Consider the following 16,277-nt stretch of genomic DNA (forward strand, 5'->3'; position numbering starts at 1 on the left):
GTGCGGTCCTTCTTGAGTTTCGAAGAGTCAAGTCGTGGGACGATGAGCGCCCCCGGACCAAGCGGTACGGGGGCGGCTGCATCACCAGCGGTAGTGGGCGAAGGCGCGGTTGGCCTCGGCCATCTTGTGCGTGTCCTCGCGGCGCTTCACCGAAGCACCCAGGCCGTTGGAGGCGTCGAGGATCTCGTTCATGAGACGCTCGGTCATGGTCTTCTCGCGACGGGCGCGGGAGAAGCTGACGAGCCAACGCAGCGCCAGGGTGTTCTGGCGAGCCGGCTTGACCTCGATCGGGACCTGGTAGGTGGCGCCACCGACGCGGCGGGACTTGACCTCGATGGAGGGCTTGACGTTGTCGAGCGCCTTCTTCAGAGTCTGGACCGGATCGACACCGGTCTTGGCGCGGGTACCCTCGAGGGCGTCGTAGACGATGCCCTGGGCGACGGACTTCTTGCCGTCGAGGAGGATCTTGGAGACGAGCTGCGAGACCAGCGGCGAGCCGTAGACCGGATCGATCACCACGGGGCGCTTCGGGGCGGGACCCTTGCGAGGCATTACTTCTCCTTCTTCGCGCCGTAGCGGCTACGGGCCTGCTTGCGGCCCTTGACACCCTGGGTGTCGAGCGAGCCGCGGACGATCTTGTAGCGCACGCCGGGGAGGTCCTTCACACGACCGCCACGGACGAGCACCATCGAGTGCTCCTGCAGGTTGTGCCCGACGCCCGGGATGTAGGCGGTGACTTCGATGCCGGAGCTCAGACGCACACGCGCAACCTTGCGGAGCGCGGAGTTCGGCTTCTTCGGCGTGGTGGTGTACACGCGAGTGCACACGCCGCGGCGCTGGGGGGAGCCCTTCAGCGCGGGCGAGTTGCTCTTGGACGGTTTGTCCCTGCGGCCCTTCCGGACCAGCTGCTGAATAGTTGGCACCTGTTGGTTTCACTTTCGTTGTCTGGATAACTGGCGGGGGTTTCCCTGGCGCAGGTCGCTGCACCACCGTTCCGGGTCACCGTTCCGGGCGGGAAGCGCAGTTGTCTGCCGTGCGACCTCCGCACGGGTCAGGATTCCTCGCAACGTTTAGGAACTGACCGTCATGCCAGGGCACGCACAAGGCGCCCGAGCAACCGGGCACGCCTGACAAGGTTACTCGACGCTCCCTCCCGGGTCAAAAAGCCGGTCGACGCACGGGCTGGGTCCCGTGCGCGCCGGGCGTCCCTCGGCCTCAGCTCTTGAACATCACGATGTTGTTGAACACCCACTGGTTCTGCTGGGAGAAGGCGTAGCCCCCCTCGGGCTTCGCCGTGGCCGCGTACACCGTCGTCCACGTGTAGCTGCGGCAGGCACCGCGACCCGTGGCGGCCGTGTCACACTCCGTGCGCCACCGCCGGCCACCGGAGGTGAACACCCCGTTCGTGGTGGCCCCCATGTCACCCAACGGGTTGCCCTTCCACGCCTGACGCGTCATGTACGGCAGGTACGTCAGGTTGTTGAACGCCCACCCGGACTCGCGCACGAACGTGCCACCCTGCATCCTGACCACCGTGGCCCAGATGTCGGTGCGACACCGCTCGGTCTGCGAGTACGCCTCACACGAGGTGTTCCACCGACGCCCGTTGAACTCGTGGGCACCCGGCAACGTGTACGGCACGGTACGCACGAACTCGTCGGACGGCGGCACCGTCGGCGTCGGCCTGGTCGTCGGGGTCCCCGACGGCTTCGCCGAGGGGGACGGTGACGGCGTCTTCCTCGGCTGCACCGAGATGACGAACTCCATCAGGGCGCGGTTGTCCGCAGCGTCCCCGACGATCACGGTCACTCGGTGCTCACCCGGGGCGTGGGTGGTTCCGGAAATGATGCCCGTGCGTGGATCGATGCCGAGGCCCGAGGGGAGGCCGTGAGCTGCGAACATCAACGGTGTCGACTCGTCCTGCGCAACGACGCGGATGGAGGCCGCCGTGCCCTCCACGACCTTCTGCAGGGGCAGCTGCGTGACGACAGGGGCGAGGTTGTCGCCCTGCGGATCGATCTCCACCGCAGGAATGATCACCTCGTAGACGGACAGGTAGGGACTCAGCGCCTTCTCCGTCACGTTGATCCGCACGTACCGCGCCTCGACCTGGTCGAACTCCAGCGCATCCACCCGCGCGCCGCCCGGCTGGTCCGTCTTCGAGGCCACCTCCTGCCAAGTCACCGCGTCGTCCGAGACGAGCACGGTGTAGGCCGCAGCCGAGGCCGCCTCCCAATGGACCTGGACCTGCTCCACGGCGCGCTGGACGCCCAGGTCGATCTGCAGCCACGTCGGCATCGCGTAGCTGGCGGACCATCGGGTGCGCAGGTTGCCGTCGACCGCGTTCTCGGCACCGAAGGAGGCGGTCTCGTCCCCCGAGCTCGAGGCGGTGGCCCCATCGGTCAGGGGACGCTGCCCGTTGACCGCGACTGCCCAGGCGCTCGCCCCCGCATCGGACTGAACGGAGACCCGTACGTACCGGCCGGTGACCGCCTCGAACTCCGCCAGGGCACCGCTGGCATGCACCGCTACTGCACGCCAGTTCTCCCCGTCGTCGGAGATCTCGACGTGGTATGACGTGGGCAGGGGCTGGGCCCAGTCGATCTCCACGCTCGCGATGGTGCTGGAGGCTGCGAGGTCCACGGTGAAGGACGGGTCCTCTTGGGTGCTGGACCAGCGCGTGGTGCTGCTGCCGTCGGTCAGCGCCGAGGCGGGCCCCTCGGAGGTGCTGGAGGACGCGGCTACGGCGGCCCCGCGGCTCAGCTCGACAGTGCCGGGAGCCGACACGGCACCGATGGTCGTGAGCCCGGGTCCGCGCCCGATGTCGCGGACGCCAGCCGTGAACTCGGCGTAGCTGCGGGAGGGCGTCTGCGCCTTCCACGTCTTCTGCGCGATGACGGGGAAGGAGTCCTTGATCAGGCCATCCACGTCGAGTTCGGTGTAGTCGGCCTCGACGAGGTCGTTCCACACCGCGAACCGTGCACCGTTGGGGCCGCCGGGCGGCACGATGTCGGTGGCGTCGAGACGGTTCGGGAGCCAGACGTCGTAGAGGCGCTGGTTGTTCAGCCCCTGACCGTGGTAGTAGTCGGCGAAGGGCACCACGTAGAGCGTCGAGTCGTTCATGTTGACGTAGTCATAGCCGTCGGCCTCGGCGGCGGCCATGCCGTACCAACCGTTGTTCCACGCCCCGATGAGCACGTCGCGGTCGTACCCCTCGGAAGAGCCATGCATCACGGTCATGGACCCCCACGCCGCGGGCTGCTTGCCTCGCCTGCGGATGTGTGCGGCCATCTCGTTGAAGAAGTCGCGGTACTCCTCGGCTTCCGCACGGCTGTACTCATCGGCACCGAAATGGACGACCGGTCCTTCGAACCAGTCCATGAACTCGTCGAAGACCATCTTGATCGTGGCTCGGGTCTCGGGCTTGGAGAGGTCGAGCATGTCGTCGTCGCCTCCGTTGAGCCCCAGCTCCGGCCGCCACTGGATGAACGCCAGTGAATGGGCGGGCACGTCGATCTCGGGCGTGATCGTCACCGCGTTCTGGGCGGCGGCCTCCTCGAACGACCGCCACGTCTCCCGGTCGTAGCTGCCATCCTCAGCTGCGAGGCCCGCCAGCTCGGGGTTCTCGGACGCGAGACGGAACGCGGCGTAGCCGTCCTGCCATCCTGTGGCGGGCCGCGGAATCTGGTTGTCGTTGAGGTGGATCTGGAAGGAGTTGAGCTTGTACCACCCCATCATCGCGATGTAGTCCCGCAGGAACTCCGGGGTGAAGTATCGCCTGCCGACGTCGAGCATGAAGCCCCGATCGGCATAGTCAGGCCAGTCGACGGCCACGCCGACGGGGAACTCGTCGCGACCGGCAGCCTGCATCAACCCTTGGAGGAGCGTGCGCGTGCCGTAGTAGAGGCCGTTCTCCGTGCGGGCCGTGATGGTCACCCGGTCCGCATCGGCCACGAGCTCGTACCCTTCCGCAGCGAAGAGTTGGCCGGTTCCATCGACAGCCAGCTGCGGGTCGAGCAGCAGGACGACGTCTGCTTCCTCGGACGCCGAAGTGACCTCCGACGGAAAGCTGGTGTAGGCCGTGAGATCAGCTGCGAATCGGGTGGCCAACTCTGCCGCACCGTCCGACGCCACCAGAGTGGGTGACCCCGCCTCGAGTGTGAACACGCCCTCCCCTCCGCGCCACTGCTGGAGCTCAGGGACGATGAGCGGGGCGTCGTTGGGTTGCGCGTCGGCCGGCGTCACCACGGCAACACTGCCGAAGAGGGCGACGATGAGTATCTGGAGGAGGGGTCTGCTCATGGAGGTCCTTTCGAGTAGCCGCAGTCAACACTCCGCGCAGTCGACGAGGCACCCACTCGCGGCAACACGCTCGCAGGAATTGAGCGGCCTCGGCAGAGGAGCTGCACAGGGGAATCCTGAGCACCGGGGCCCCGGCACCCGGGGAGCCTTCGCTGCGGGCGGCCGCGAACGATCCTGAGCGCGGGCCGGATTGTAGCGCCTCTACTCCATGACGGATGGCCGGGGCAGTGGCAAGGATCGTTATGAAATCGAGATGAGTGAATGGGCCTTTCGCGTTGACGGAGGCCTCCCCGGTTGAGCACCATGACAGCGAGGAAACCGGACACGGGTGTTTCTTCCACTCCGTGTCACCACCTTCCGATTCGTCGGGAAGAGGCCCACCGGCCTCAGCAGGGATGACCGAACGTGGTCTTCCACTGATCTGTTTCAAGGAGGAAACATCAAATGAACATCAATCGTCGCGGGTTCATCAGCCTTGGCGCTGCCAGCGTCGCTGCCCTGGGCCTGGCGGCCTGCGGTAACGACGCCACCACGCCTGGCACCGAAACCAGCACCGGCGCCACCAACGGCGGCGGCTCGGGCGCCGGTGGCAAGGTCGGCGTCTCGATGCCCACCCAGACCTCCGAGCGCTGGATCGCTGACGGCGACGCCGTCAAGTCCCAGTTGGAGGAGGCCGGCTTCGAGGTCGACCTGCAGTTCGCCAACGATGACATCCCGACCCAGTCGCAGCAGGTCGACCAGATGATCACGCAGGGCGTCAAGGTGCTCATCATCGCCGCCATCGACGGCACCGCCCTCGCACCGCAGCTCGACGCCGCTGCAGCAGCAGGCATCAAGGTCATCTCGTACGACCGCCTGATCCGCGACTCGGAGAACGTCGACTTCTACGTCTCCTTCGACAACTTCAAGGTCGGCGTCGCCCAGGGCCAGTCGCTGATCGACGGCCTCGCCGAGCGCTTCAGCTCGGAGAACCCCGCCAACATCGAGCTGTTCGCCGGCTCGCTGGATGACAACAACGCCCACTTCTTCTTCAACGGCGCCATGTCGGTGCTGCAGCCGAAGATCGACTCGGGCGAGTTCGTCGTCCCGTCGGGCCAAACCACCATCGAGCAGGCCACGATCCTCCGCTGGCAGCAGGAGGCCGCACAGAAGCGCATGGAGGACCTCCTGACCGCCAACTACGGCGACAAGAAGCTCCATGGCGCGCTGTCCGCGTACGACGGCCTGTCGCGTGGCATCATCACCGCCCTGGAGAACAACGGCTACAGCGGCGAGACCTTCCCGATCGTCACCGGCCAGGACGCCGAGATCGCCTCGGTCAAGCTGATCAACGACGGCATCCAGTACTCGACGATCTTCAAGGACACCCGCCTCCTGGCCGAGCAGGCCGTCAAGGCGGCCGTGGCGCTGCTCGAGGGCAACGAGCCCGAGGCCAACGACACCGAGACCTACGACAACGGCGTGAAGGTCGTTCCGTCGTACCTCCTCGACGTCACCACGGTCACCAAGGACAACGTCACCGAAGCCCTTGTCGACACCGGTTACTGGACGCAGGAGCAGGTCGACTCCGGCGTTGCCTGATCCCGGTATCTGACGCCATGGGGCCGGTGGTTGAATATCAACCACCGGCCCCGTCCCAATTGAAAGCAGGCATACCTTGAGCGACATCATTCTTGAGATGCGCAACATCACCAAGGAGTTCCCTGGTGTGAAGGCGCTGTCGGACGTGAACCTCAGCGTGCAGCGCGGCGACATCCACGCCATCTGCGGCGAGAACGGCGCGGGCAAGTCCACCCTCATGAAGGTGCTGTCCGGTGTCTACCCCCACGGCACCTACGACGGCCAGATCTTCTTCGACGGTGAAGAGGTCAAGTTCAACTCGATCAACCAGTCCGAAGCCAAGGGCATCGTCATCATCCACCAGGAGTTGGCGCTGGTCCCCCAGCTCTCCATCGCGGAGAACATCTTCCTCGGCAACGAGCAGCGGGAGAACGGCTACATCAACTGGAACAAGACCAACCAGCGCGCGGCCCAGCTGCTGCGCCAGGTCGGTCTCGACGAGAACCCGACGACCCTCATCCAGGACATCGGCGTCGGCAAGCAGCAGCTCGTGGAGATCGCCAAGGCGCTCTCCAAGGAGGTGAAGCTGCTGATCCTCGACGAGCCCACCGCGGCCCTCAACGACACCGATTCGGCGCACCTGCTCGGGCTCCTGCGCGCGCTGCGCGAGGACGGCATCACGTCGATCATGATCTCCCACAAGCTGGGCGAGATCATCTCCATCGCCGACGCGAACACCATCATCCGTGACGGCATGACGATCGAGACCATCCAGAAGGGCCCGGAGATGCAGCAGAGCCGCATCATCAAGGGCATGGTGGGTCGAGACCTGGAGCACCTCTACCCGGACCACACGCCGAACATCGGTGAGGAACTGTTCCGGATCGAGGACTGGTCGGTCATGCACCCCACGATCCCGGGCCGCAAGACCATCGACGGCGCCAGCCTCAACGTCCGCGCCGGCGAGATCGTCGGCATCGCGGGCCTCATGGGCGCCGGCCGCACCGAACTGGCCATGAGCATCTTCGGTGAGGCGTGGGGCCACAAGGTCAGTGGCACCGCATACCTGCGTGGCAAGGAGGTCAAGCTCCCCACCGTCCACGAGGCGATCGACGCGGGACTGGCCTACGCCACCGAGGACCGCAAGCGTTTCGGCCTCAACCTCATCGACGACATCCGCCGCAACATCTCGGCCGCCTCGCTCGAGCGGCTCAAGACGCCGCTGGGCGCCGTCAACGCCAACGAGGAGATCAAGCGCGCCGAGGGCTTCCGCGGCAGCATGCGCATCAAGGCCCCGTCGGTGATGACGCTCGCCGGGCAGCTGTCCGGCGGCAACCAGCAGAAGGTCGTCCTCTCCAAGTGGATGATGACCGAGCCCGAGGTGCTCATCCTCGACGAGCCGACGCGAGGCATCGACGTCGGCGCCAAGTACGAGATCTACACGATCATCAACGCGCTCGCCGACGCGGGCAAGGGCGTCATCGTGATCTCCTCCGAGCTGCCCGAACTGCTCGGCATCTGCGACCGCATCTACACGTTGGCCTTCGGGCGGATCACCGGCGTGCTGGATCGCGGCGAAGCGAACCAGGAAAACCTCATGACACTCATGACCAAGGAAAGGGAGGCTGCCTGATGGCGACCGTCAAGAACCTGCTGGGGGCGGTGAACCTCCGCCAGAGCGGCATCTTCCTGGCTCTGGTGGCCATCGTCATCCTCTTTCAAGTCTGGACACAGGGTCTGCTGCTCAGCCCGCCCAACGTGACTAACTTGGTGCTGCAGTACTCCTACATCCTTGTGCTGGCCATCGGCATGCTCTTCGTCATCGTCGTCGGCCACATCGACCTGTCGGTCGGTTCCGTGATCGCCCTGGTCGGCGCCATCGCGGCGACGCTGGTGATCAAGATGGGCCAGGCCTGGTGGATCGCGGTCATCGCCGGCATCGTCGTGGGCCTGCTGATCGGCATCTGGCACGGCTTCTGGGTGGCCTACGTGGGCATCCCCGGCTTCATCGTGACGTTGGCCTCCATGCTCCTGTTCCGCGGCGCCACGTTCATGGTGCTGGGCTCCATCTCGCTGTCCCCCATGAGCTACGAGTACAAGCAGATCGCCACCGGGTTCATCCAGGGGCTCTTCGGCACCGTGCCGATCTTCGGCGCGAACGTGGACATCTTCACACTGCTGATCGGCATCGTCGCGGTGGTGGGCTTCATCGTCAGCGTCCTGCGCAACCGCGCCGCACGCATCCGCTACGAGCAGCCCGTCGACAGCATGGGCCTCGTGATCGTGAAGTTCGTCGCGATCGCCGCCGCAGTGCTGTTCTTCGCGTTCCAGCTCGCCGCCAGCCGCGGCTTCCCGATCGTGCTGTTCATCCTCGCGGCGTTGATCATCATCTACGCGTTCGTGTCGCAGAACACCATCTACGGGCGCCACACCTACGCCATCGGCGGCAACATCCACGCGGCTCGCCTCTCCGGCGTCAACGTGAAGCGCACGATCATGCTGGTCTACGTCAACATGGGCCTGCTGTCGGCCATCGCCGGCATCATCTACTCGTCGCGCGCCAACGGCGCCCAGCCTGCAGCAGGCAACGGCATCGAGCTCGACGCCATCGCCGCCTGCTTCATCGGCGGCGCGGCCGTCACCGGTGGCGTCGGGCGCGTCGTCGGGGCGATCATCGGCGGCACCATCATGGCCGTGATGACCAACGGCATGCAGCTCCTCGGCGTCGAGACCCCCACCCAGCAGGTGGTCAAGGGCCTCGTGCTGCTGTTCGCGGTCGCGTTCGACCTCCTCAACAAGCGCCGCGCGGTGTCCAAGGGCTAGTTCCCCCACAACGTAGAAGGGCCCGAGACCAGGCGGTCTCGGGCCCTCGTGCGTGGGATCAGCGGATCTCGCCGAAGTCCATCTCGTCGAGCGGCACGGCCGGGCCGACCACGTCAGAGCCGAACGCGTAGTCATACGGGTCGTAGCTCATCGTGTAGGCGGTGGCTCGGGCCTCCTCGGTGGGCTCCACCCGGATGTTGCGGTAGCGGTCGAGACCGGTACCCGCCGGGATCAGCTTGCCGAGGATGACGTTCTCCTTCAGGCCGAGGAGCTGGTCGCTCTTGCCCTGGATGGCGGCGTCGGTGAGCACCTTCGTCGTCTCCTGGAAGGAGGCGGCGGACAGCCACGACTCCGTCGCGAGCGACGCCTTCGTGATGCCCATCAGCACCGGGCGGCCCTCAGCGGGCTTGCCGCCCTCGGACAGGGCCTTGCGGTTGGCCGCCTCGTAGCTGGGACGGTCCACGAGCTCACCCGGCATCATCGTGGTGTCGCCGGAATCGATGACCGTCACGCGGCGCAGCATCTGCCGGATGATGATCTCGATGTGCTTGTCGTGGATGGGGGCACCCTGCGTGCGGTACACGCGCTGGACCTCCTCGACGAGGTGCTCCTGCACCTTGCGGAGGCCGCGCACGCGCAGCACGTCCTGCGGGTCCACCTGACCGGCCGTCAGCTGCTGGCCGATCGACACGCGGACACCGTCCTGGATGTGGATGCGCTGGCCCGTGCCGTCCTCGAACTCGAGGCGGGTACGGCGTGCCACCGGGTACTCCAGGTCCTCGCCACCGTCGTCACGCACGATGATGATCTTGCGCGAACGGTCGCCGTCCTCGATGCGCACGACGCCGTCGGCCTCGGCGATCGGGGCCTTGCCCTTGGGCTGGCGGGCCTCGAAGAGTTCGGTGACACGGGGCAGACCCTGCGTGATGTCGTCACCGGCCACACCACCGGTGTGGAAGGTACGCATCGTCAGCTGGGTGCCGGGCTCACCGATCGACTGGGCCGCGACGATGCCCACGGCCTCGCCGACGTCGACGAGCTTGCCGGAGGCCAGCGAACGGCCGTAGCACATGGCGCAGGTACCGGCAGCCGACTCACAGGTCAGCACCGAGCGCACCTTGACCTCCGTGACACCGGCCTCCACCAGCTGGCGGATCTCGGCGTCGCCCAGGTCGGTGCCTGCGGTGACCAGCACGTTGCCCTGCGCGTCGACGGCGTCGACGGCGAGCGAACGGGCGTAGACGGCGGTCTCGACGTCGACCGTCGTCTCGACGGACGCACCCTCGGCGAACGGCTCGGCCGGCACCTCGATCGGGCGGCCGGTCTCATCGGTGCCCGGGACCGTCCACTTGGCGATGACCTTGGTCAGGCCACGCTCGGTGCCACAGTCCTCCTCGCGGATGATGACGTCCTGCGACACGTCGACCAGACGACGGGTCAGGTAACCGGAGTCTGCGGTGCGCAGAGCGGTGTCGGCCTGACCCTTTCGGCCACCGTGGGTCGAGATGAAGTACTCGAGCACGGAGAGGCCCTCGCGGAAGTTCGACTTGATCGGACGCGCGATGATCTCGCCCTTCGGGTTGGCCACGAGGCCTCGCATGGCGGCGATCTGACGCATCTGCGTCATGTTTCCTCGGGCACCCGAGTCGACCATCATGTAGATCGGGTTGTCCGTGGTGAAGTTCGCCTTCATGGCCTCGGTCAGCTCCGTGGTGGCGTCACCCCAGATGCCGATGAGCTCCGAGCGACGCTCGTCCTCGGTCAGCTGACCGCGGTCGTAGAGCTTGTCGATCTTCGTGGCGCGACGCTCGTAGACGTCGAGGATCTCGGCCTTCTGCGGCGGGGTCTGGACGTCCGAGATGGACACGGTCACGCCGGAGCGGGAGGCCCACTTGAAGCCCATGTCCTTCAGGTTGTCCAGAGCGTTGGCCACCTGTACCTTCGGGTAGCTCTCGGCCAGCTCGTTGATGATCTGGCCGAGGACACGCTTGCCCACGACGGCGTTGACGAACGGGAAGTCCACCGGCAACGCCTCGTTGAACAGCGCGCGGCCGAGCGTCGTCTCGACCAGCAGCGAGCCGTCTGGACGGGGCTCGACACCGTCGACCACGACGTCACGCAGGACGACGCGGATCTTCGCGCCGATCTCCAGGTCGCCACGGTCGAACGCCATGACGGCCTCGGCCAGGGACGAGAACACCCGGCCCTGCCCCTTGCCCTCACGCTCGGACGTCAGGAAGTAGTGGCCGATGATCATGTCCTGGGTGGGCATGGTCACGGGGCGGCCGTCTGCGGGCTTGAGGATGTTGTTCGTCGACAGCATCAGCACGCGGGCCTCGGCCTGAGCCTCGGCCGACAGCGGGAGGTGCACTGCCATCTGGTCACCGTCGAAGTCAGCGTTGAACGCCGTGCAGACGAGCGGGTGGATCTGGATGGCCTTGCCCTCGATGAGCTGCGGCTCGAACGCCTGGATGCCGAGGCGGTGCAGGGTTGGTGCACGGTTCAGCAGCACCGGGTGCTCCGCGATGACCTCTTCGAGGACGTCCCACACGACGGGGCGCTGACGCTCCACCATGCGCTTGGCGGCCTTGATGTTCTGCGCGTGGTTGAGGTCGTCGAGACGCTTCATCACGAACGGCTTGAACAGCTCCAGCGCCATGGCCTTCGGCAGGCCGCACTGGTGCAGCTTGAGCTGCGGGCCGACCACGATGACGGAGCGGCCCGAGTAGTCGACGCGCTTGCCGAGCAGGTTCTGGCGGAAACGGCCCTGCTTGCCCTTGAGCATGTCGGAGATCGACTTCAGGGGACGGTTGCCGGGACCCGTGACCGGGCGGCCACGACGGCCGTTGTCGAACAGGGAGTCGACGGCCTCCTGCAGCATCCGCTTCTCGTTGTTGACGATGATCTCGGGGGCACCGAGGTCGATCAGCCTCTTGAGACGGTTGTTGCGGTTGATGACGCGGCGGTAGAGGTCGTTGAGGTCCGAGGTGGCGAAGCGGCCACCGTCGAGCTGGACCATGGGGCGCAGGTCCGGCGGGATGACCGGGACGACGTCGAGCACCATCGACGACGGCGCGTTCTGGCCGTTGAGGAAGGCGCTGACGACCTTGAGGCGCTTCAGGGCGCGGGTCTTGCGCTGGCCCTTGCCGGTGGCGATGGTCTCGCGCAGCGACTCGGACTCGGCCTTGAGGTCGAAGTCCTGGAGGCGCTTCTGGATGGCCTCGGCGCCCATGGAGCCCTCGAAGTACTTGCCGAAGCGCTTCTTCATCTCGCGGTAGAGGATCTCGTCACCCTCGAGGTCCTGGACCTTCAGGCCCTTGAAGCGCTGCCACACCTCGTCGATGCGGTCGAGCTGACGCTGGGCGCGGGTGCGGATGAGGTTGGCTTCCTTCTCCCCCGCCTCGCGCACCTTGCGCTTGACGTCGGCCTTGGCGCCCTCCTCCTCGAGCTCGGCCAGGTCCTCCTCCAGCTTGCGCATGCGGGTCTCGATGTCCGCGTCGCGCTTGCTGGCGACCTGCTTCGACTCGGCCTCGACCTTCGCCTGCAGCGAGGACAGGTCGCGGTGGCGGCCCTCCTCGTCCACGGACGTGATCATGTGCGCGGCGAAGTAGATGACCTTCTCCAGGTCCTTCGGGGCGATGTCCAGCAGGTAGCCGAGACGGCTCGGGACGCCCTTGAAGTACCAGATGTGGGTCACGGGTGCGGCCAGCTCGATGTGGCCCATGCGCTCGCGGCGCACGTTGCTGCGGCTCACCTGGACGCCGCAGCGCTCGCAGACGATGCCCTTGAAGCGGACCCGCTTGTACTTGCCGCAGTAGCACTCCCAGTCACGGGTGGGGCCGAAGATCTTCTCGCAGAAGAGGCCGTCACGCTCGGGCTTGAGCGTGCGGTAGTTGATGGTCTCGGGCTTCTTGACCTCGCCCTCGGACCACTTCTGGATCTGCTCGGTGCTCGCGAGACCGATCCGGAGTTCGTCGTAGAAGTTCACGTCCAGCACGTTGGGCTTCTCTTTCCCCCACTTGGGCAGTGGGCGCCTTGTCTGAAAGGTCTGAGTTTCGGGTGGCTGAGTGGAACTCAGACTTCGTCGACGTCCATGAAGTTGTCGCTTCCGGGACGGCGGCCGAGATCGATGCCGAAGTCCTCGGCCGAGCGGATGTCGTCCTCCGACTCGGTCAGGTCGATGACGGTTCCGTCGCCGGAGAGCACCTCGACGTTCAGGCAGAGCGACTTCATCTCCTTGACGAGCACCTTGAAGGACTCAGGGATGCCGGGCTCGGGGATGTTCTCGCCCTTGACGATCGCCTCGTAGACCTTGACGCGGCCGGGCACGTCGTCGGACTTGATGGTGAGCAGCTCCTGCAGCGCCCAGGCGGCGCCGTAGGCCTCGAGCGCCCACACCTCCATCTCACCGAAGCGCTGGCCACCGAACTGGGCCTTGCCGCCGAGCGGCTGCTGGGTGATCATCGAGTACGGGCCGGTCGAACGGGCGTGGATCTTGTCGTCGACCAGGTGGTGGAGCTTCAGCATGTACATGTAGCCCACGCCGATCTTCTCCGGGTACGGCTCGCCGGAGCGGCCGTCGTAGAGCCGGGCCTTGCCGCTGGCGTCGATCAGGCGGTCGCCGTCACGGGTGGTCAGCGAGTTCTCCAGCAGGCCTGCGATCTCCTGCTCGTTGGCGCCGTCGAAGACGGGGCTGGCGACCTTGGCGTCGGCCTCCACGCGGCCGAGGCCGACGTCGCGGAGACGCTCGGCCCAGTCGGCCTGCACCTCGGTGATGTCCCAACCGGTCTTGGCGATCCAGCCGAGGTGGTTCTCGAGGACCTGGCCCACGTTCATGCGCGAGGGCACGCCGAGCGGGTTCAGCACGATGTCGACGGGGGTGCCGTCCTCCAGGAACGGCATGTCCTCCACCGGCAGGATCTTCGAGATGACGCCCTTGTTGCCGTGGCGGCCGGCGAGCTTGTCGCCGTCGGAGATCTTGCGCTTCTGCGCCACGTGCACGCGGACCAGCTGGTTCACGCCGGGGGGCAGTTCGTCGTCGTCCTCGCGGTTGAACACGCGCACGCCGATGACGGTGCCGGACTCGCCGTGGGGCACCTTCAGCGAGGTGTCGCGGACCTCGCGGGCCTTCTCACCGAAGATGGCGCGCAGCAGGCGCTCCTCAGGGGTGAGCTCGGTCTCGCCCTTGGGCGTGACCTTGCCGACCAGGATGTCGCCCGCCGAGACCTCGGCGCCGATGCGCACGATGCCGCGCTCGTCGAGGTCTGCCAGCATCTCGTCGGAGACGTTGGGGATCTCGCGGGTGATCTCCTCGGCGCCCAGCTTGGTGTCGCGGGCGTCGACCTCGTGCTCCTCGATGTGGATCGAGGTGAGGACGTCGTCCTGCACGATGCGCTGCGACAGGATGATGGCGTCCTCGTAGTTGAGGCCCTCCCACGGCATGAACGCGACGAGGAGGTTCTTGCCCAGCGCGAGCTCGCCCTGGTCGGTGCAGGGGCCGTCGGCCAGCGGGGTGCCGACCTCGACGCGGTCACCGGGGCCGACCAGCGGGCGCTGGTTGATGCAGGTGCCGGCGTTCGACCGCACGAACTTGTCCAGCTTGAAGCTGGAGTAGGTGCCGTCGTCGTTGGCGATCTCGAGGAGGTCTGCCGAGACGGAGCTCACGACGCCGGGCTTGCGGGCCAGGGTCACGTCACCGACGTCGACCGCGGCTCGGTACTCCATGCCGGTGCCCACCAGCGGCGACTCGTTGCGCAGCAGCGGCACGGCCTGGCGCTGCATGTTGGCGCCCATGAGCGCACGCGATGCGTCGTCGTGCTCGAGGAACGGGATCAGCGCGGTGGCGATGGAGACCATCTGGCGCGGGGACACGTCCATGTACTCGACCTCGGCCACGGGCACCTCGTCGGCGTCACCGTGCTTGAGTCGGACGAGCACGCGCTCCTCCGTCAGGCGGCCGTCCTGGTCGACTGCCGCGTTGGCCTGCGCAATGGAGTAACGGTCCTCCTCGTCAGCAGTGAGGTAGTCGATCTGGTCCGTCACGTGGCCGTCGACGACCTTGCGGTACGGGGTCTCGATGAAGCCGAACGCGTTGACGCGCGCGAACGAGGCGAGCGAGCCGATCAGGCCGATGTTCGGGCCTTCAGGGGTTTCGATGGGGCACATGCGGCCGTAGTGCGACGGGTGGACGTCTCGGACCTCCATGCCGGCGCGGTCACGGGACAGACCACCGGGGCCCAGCGCGGACAGGCGACGCTTGTGCGTCAGGCCGGCGAGCGGGTTGTTCTGGTCCATGAACTGCGACAGCTGCGAGGTGCCGAAGAACTCCTTCAGCGCCGCGGTCACGGGACGGATGTTGATCAGCGTCTGCGGCGTGATCGCCTCGATGTCCTGCGTGGTCATGCGGTCACGGACGACGCGCTCCATGCGGCCGAGGCCGGTGCGCAGCTGGTTCTGGATCAGCTCGCCCACGGTGCGGAGTCGACGGTTGCCGAAGTGGTCGATGTCATCGGCCTCGACGGGGAGGTCACCCAGGAGCTCCTTGTGCTCGTGCAGGGCGACGACGTAGCGGATGGCCGCGGCGATGTCCTCCTCGGTGAGCACCTGCTGGTCGAACGGCAGGTCCAGGCCGAGCTTCTTGTTGATCTTGTAGCGACCAACCTTCGCGAGGTCGTAGCGCTTGTCGTTGAAGTAGTAGTTCTCCAACAGCTGCTGCGCCGCGTCACGCGCCGGGGGTTCACCCGGGCGGAGCTTGCGGTAGATGTCGAGAAGGGCCTCGTCCTGCGTCTTGACGGTGTCCTTCTCGAGCGTGAGGCGCATCGACTCGGAGTCGCCGAACTCCGCCAGGATGCGGTCCTCGGTCCAGCCGAGCGCCTTGAGCAGCACGGTGACGTTCTGCTTGCGCTTGCGGTCGAGGCGCACGAACACCATGTCGCGCTTGTCGATCTCGAACTCCAGCCACGCGCCGCGCGACGGGATGACCTTGCAGGAGTAGATGTCCTTGTCGGAGGTCTTGTCGGGGGTCTGCTCGAAGTAGACGCCCGGCGAGCGCACGAGCTGCGACACCACGACGCGCTCGGTGCCGTTGATGATGAAGGTGCCGCGGTCGGTCATCAGCGGGAAATCGCCGATGAACACGGTCTGCGACTTGATCTCACCGGTCTCGTTGTTGGTGAACTCGGCGGTGACGAAGAGCGGCGCGGCGTAGGTGGTGTCGCGGTCCTTGCACTCCTCGATGGTCCACTTGGGCTCCTCGAAGCGGTGGTCGCGGAACGACAGCTGCATCGAGTCCTGGAAATCGGAGATGGGCGAGATCTCGGCGAAGATCTCCTCCAAGCCGGAACGGGTGTTGACGTCGGTACGGCCGGAGGCGAGCTGCTCCTCGACCTTCGCCCGCCATGTCTCATTCCCGATCAACCAGTTGTATGCGTCGATCTGCAGGTCCAGGAGGTTGGGCACCTCCAGGGGCTCGTGAATCTTCGCGAACGAGATCCTGCCTGTGGACGAGACGACATTGGTGTTCTTCAACGCAGAGCGCGAGGCGGCCAAGATTGGGTCCTTCCAAGAACGCTTGAAGCAAATATCCGTGCATG

At 66.3% G+C, this 16,277-nt stretch carries 8 protein-coding genes; 3 read left to right on the plus strand and 5 right to left on the minus strand.

The genetic code is table 11. The features are described 5' to 3' along the window. Positions 1-81 precede the first annotated feature (81 nt). The 3 genes from rpsG to ABEA30_RS12725 all read right to left on the minus strand — a co-directional run bounded on the left by rpsG (position 82) and on the right by ABEA30_RS12725 (position 4,302). The gene (gene rpsG, locus ABEA30_RS12715; protein WP_345583397.1) at positions 82-552 is read right to left on the minus strand and encodes a 30S ribosomal protein S7; all 471 of its coding nucleotides are present in this window, start codon (positions 550-552) and stop codon (positions 82-84) included. Beyond that, complete coding sequence (rpsL, locus tag ABEA30_RS12720; protein ID WP_345583399.1) at positions 552-923, minus strand: 30S ribosomal protein S12; 372 nt, start codon at positions 921-923, stop codon at positions 552-554. Before rpsL ends, rpsG begins: the two co-directional genes overlap by 1 nt. Positions 924-1,215: 292 nt before the next feature. Next, positions 1,216-4,302 carry a discoidin domain-containing protein gene (locus ABEA30_RS12725; RefSeq protein WP_345583401.1) on the minus strand — a complete coding sequence of 1,029 codons (3,087 nt, stop codon included), beginning with the start codon at positions 4,300-4,302 and terminating at the stop codon, positions 1,216-1,218. Positions 4,303-4,746: 444 nt separating this feature from the next. On the opposite strand from ABEA30_RS12725, the gene chvE reads away from it, so the two are divergent. From chvE to mmsB, 3 genes are all read left to right on the plus strand, one after another. Then, complete coding sequence (gene chvE / locus ABEA30_RS12730; RefSeq protein ID WP_345583403.1) at positions 4,747-5,883, plus strand: multiple monosaccharide ABC transporter substrate-binding protein; 1,137 nt, start codon at positions 4,747-4,749, stop codon at positions 5,881-5,883. A 76-nt stretch (positions 5,884-5,959) separates the two neighbouring features. Then, complete coding sequence (gene mmsA, locus ABEA30_RS12735; protein ID WP_345583405.1) at positions 5,960-7,495, plus strand: multiple monosaccharide ABC transporter ATP-binding protein; 1,536 nt, start codon at positions 5,960-5,962, stop codon at positions 7,493-7,495. After that, entirely contained in the window at positions 7,495-8,685 is a 1,191-nt protein-coding gene (gene mmsB, locus ABEA30_RS12740) for a multiple monosaccharide ABC transporter permease (RefSeq protein ID WP_345583407.1), read from the plus strand. Before mmsA ends, mmsB begins: the two co-directional genes overlap by 1 nt. Positions 8,686-8,743: 58 nt before the next feature. Here the strand turns inward: mmsB and ABEA30_RS12745 are convergent, their stop codons facing one another. Beyond that, positions 8,744-12,682 carry a DNA-directed RNA polymerase subunit beta' gene (locus ABEA30_RS12745; RefSeq protein ID WP_345583409.1) on the minus strand — a complete coding sequence of 1,313 codons (3,939 nt, stop codon included), beginning with the start codon at positions 12,680-12,682 and terminating at the stop codon, positions 8,744-8,746. A 77-nt stretch (positions 12,683-12,759) separates the two neighbouring features. Further along, positions 12,760-16,233 carry a DNA-directed RNA polymerase subunit beta gene (gene rpoB, locus ABEA30_RS12750; RefSeq protein ID WP_345583411.1) on the minus strand — a complete coding sequence of 1,158 codons (3,474 nt, stop codon included), beginning with the start codon at positions 16,231-16,233 and terminating at the stop codon, positions 12,760-12,762. Positions 16,234-16,277 lie beyond the last annotated feature (44 nt).

Source organism: Tessaracoccus lubricantis (assembly GCF_039544535.1).
Taxonomy (GTDB): Bacteria; Actinomycetota; Actinomycetes; order Propionibacteriales; family Propionibacteriaceae; genus Arachnia; species Arachnia lubricantis.

Bases quoted from the DNA above. Each gene is read 5' to 3' on its own strand.
- chvE (WP_345583403.1), top strand. From the start codon at position 4,747: ATGAACATCAATCGTCGCGGGTTCATCAGCCTTGGCGCTGCCAGCGTC.
- ABEA30_RS12725 (WP_345583401.1), bottom strand. From the start codon at position 4,302: ATGAGCAGACCCCTCCTCCAGATACTCATCGTCGCCCTCTTCGGCAGT.
- rpsG (WP_345583397.1), bottom strand. From the start codon at position 552: ATGCCTCGCAAGGGTCCCGCCCCGAAGCGCCCCGTGGTGATCGATCCG.
- mmsB (WP_345583407.1), top strand. From the start codon at position 7,495: ATGGCGACCGTCAAGAACCTGCTGGGGGCGGTGAACCTCCGCCAGAGC.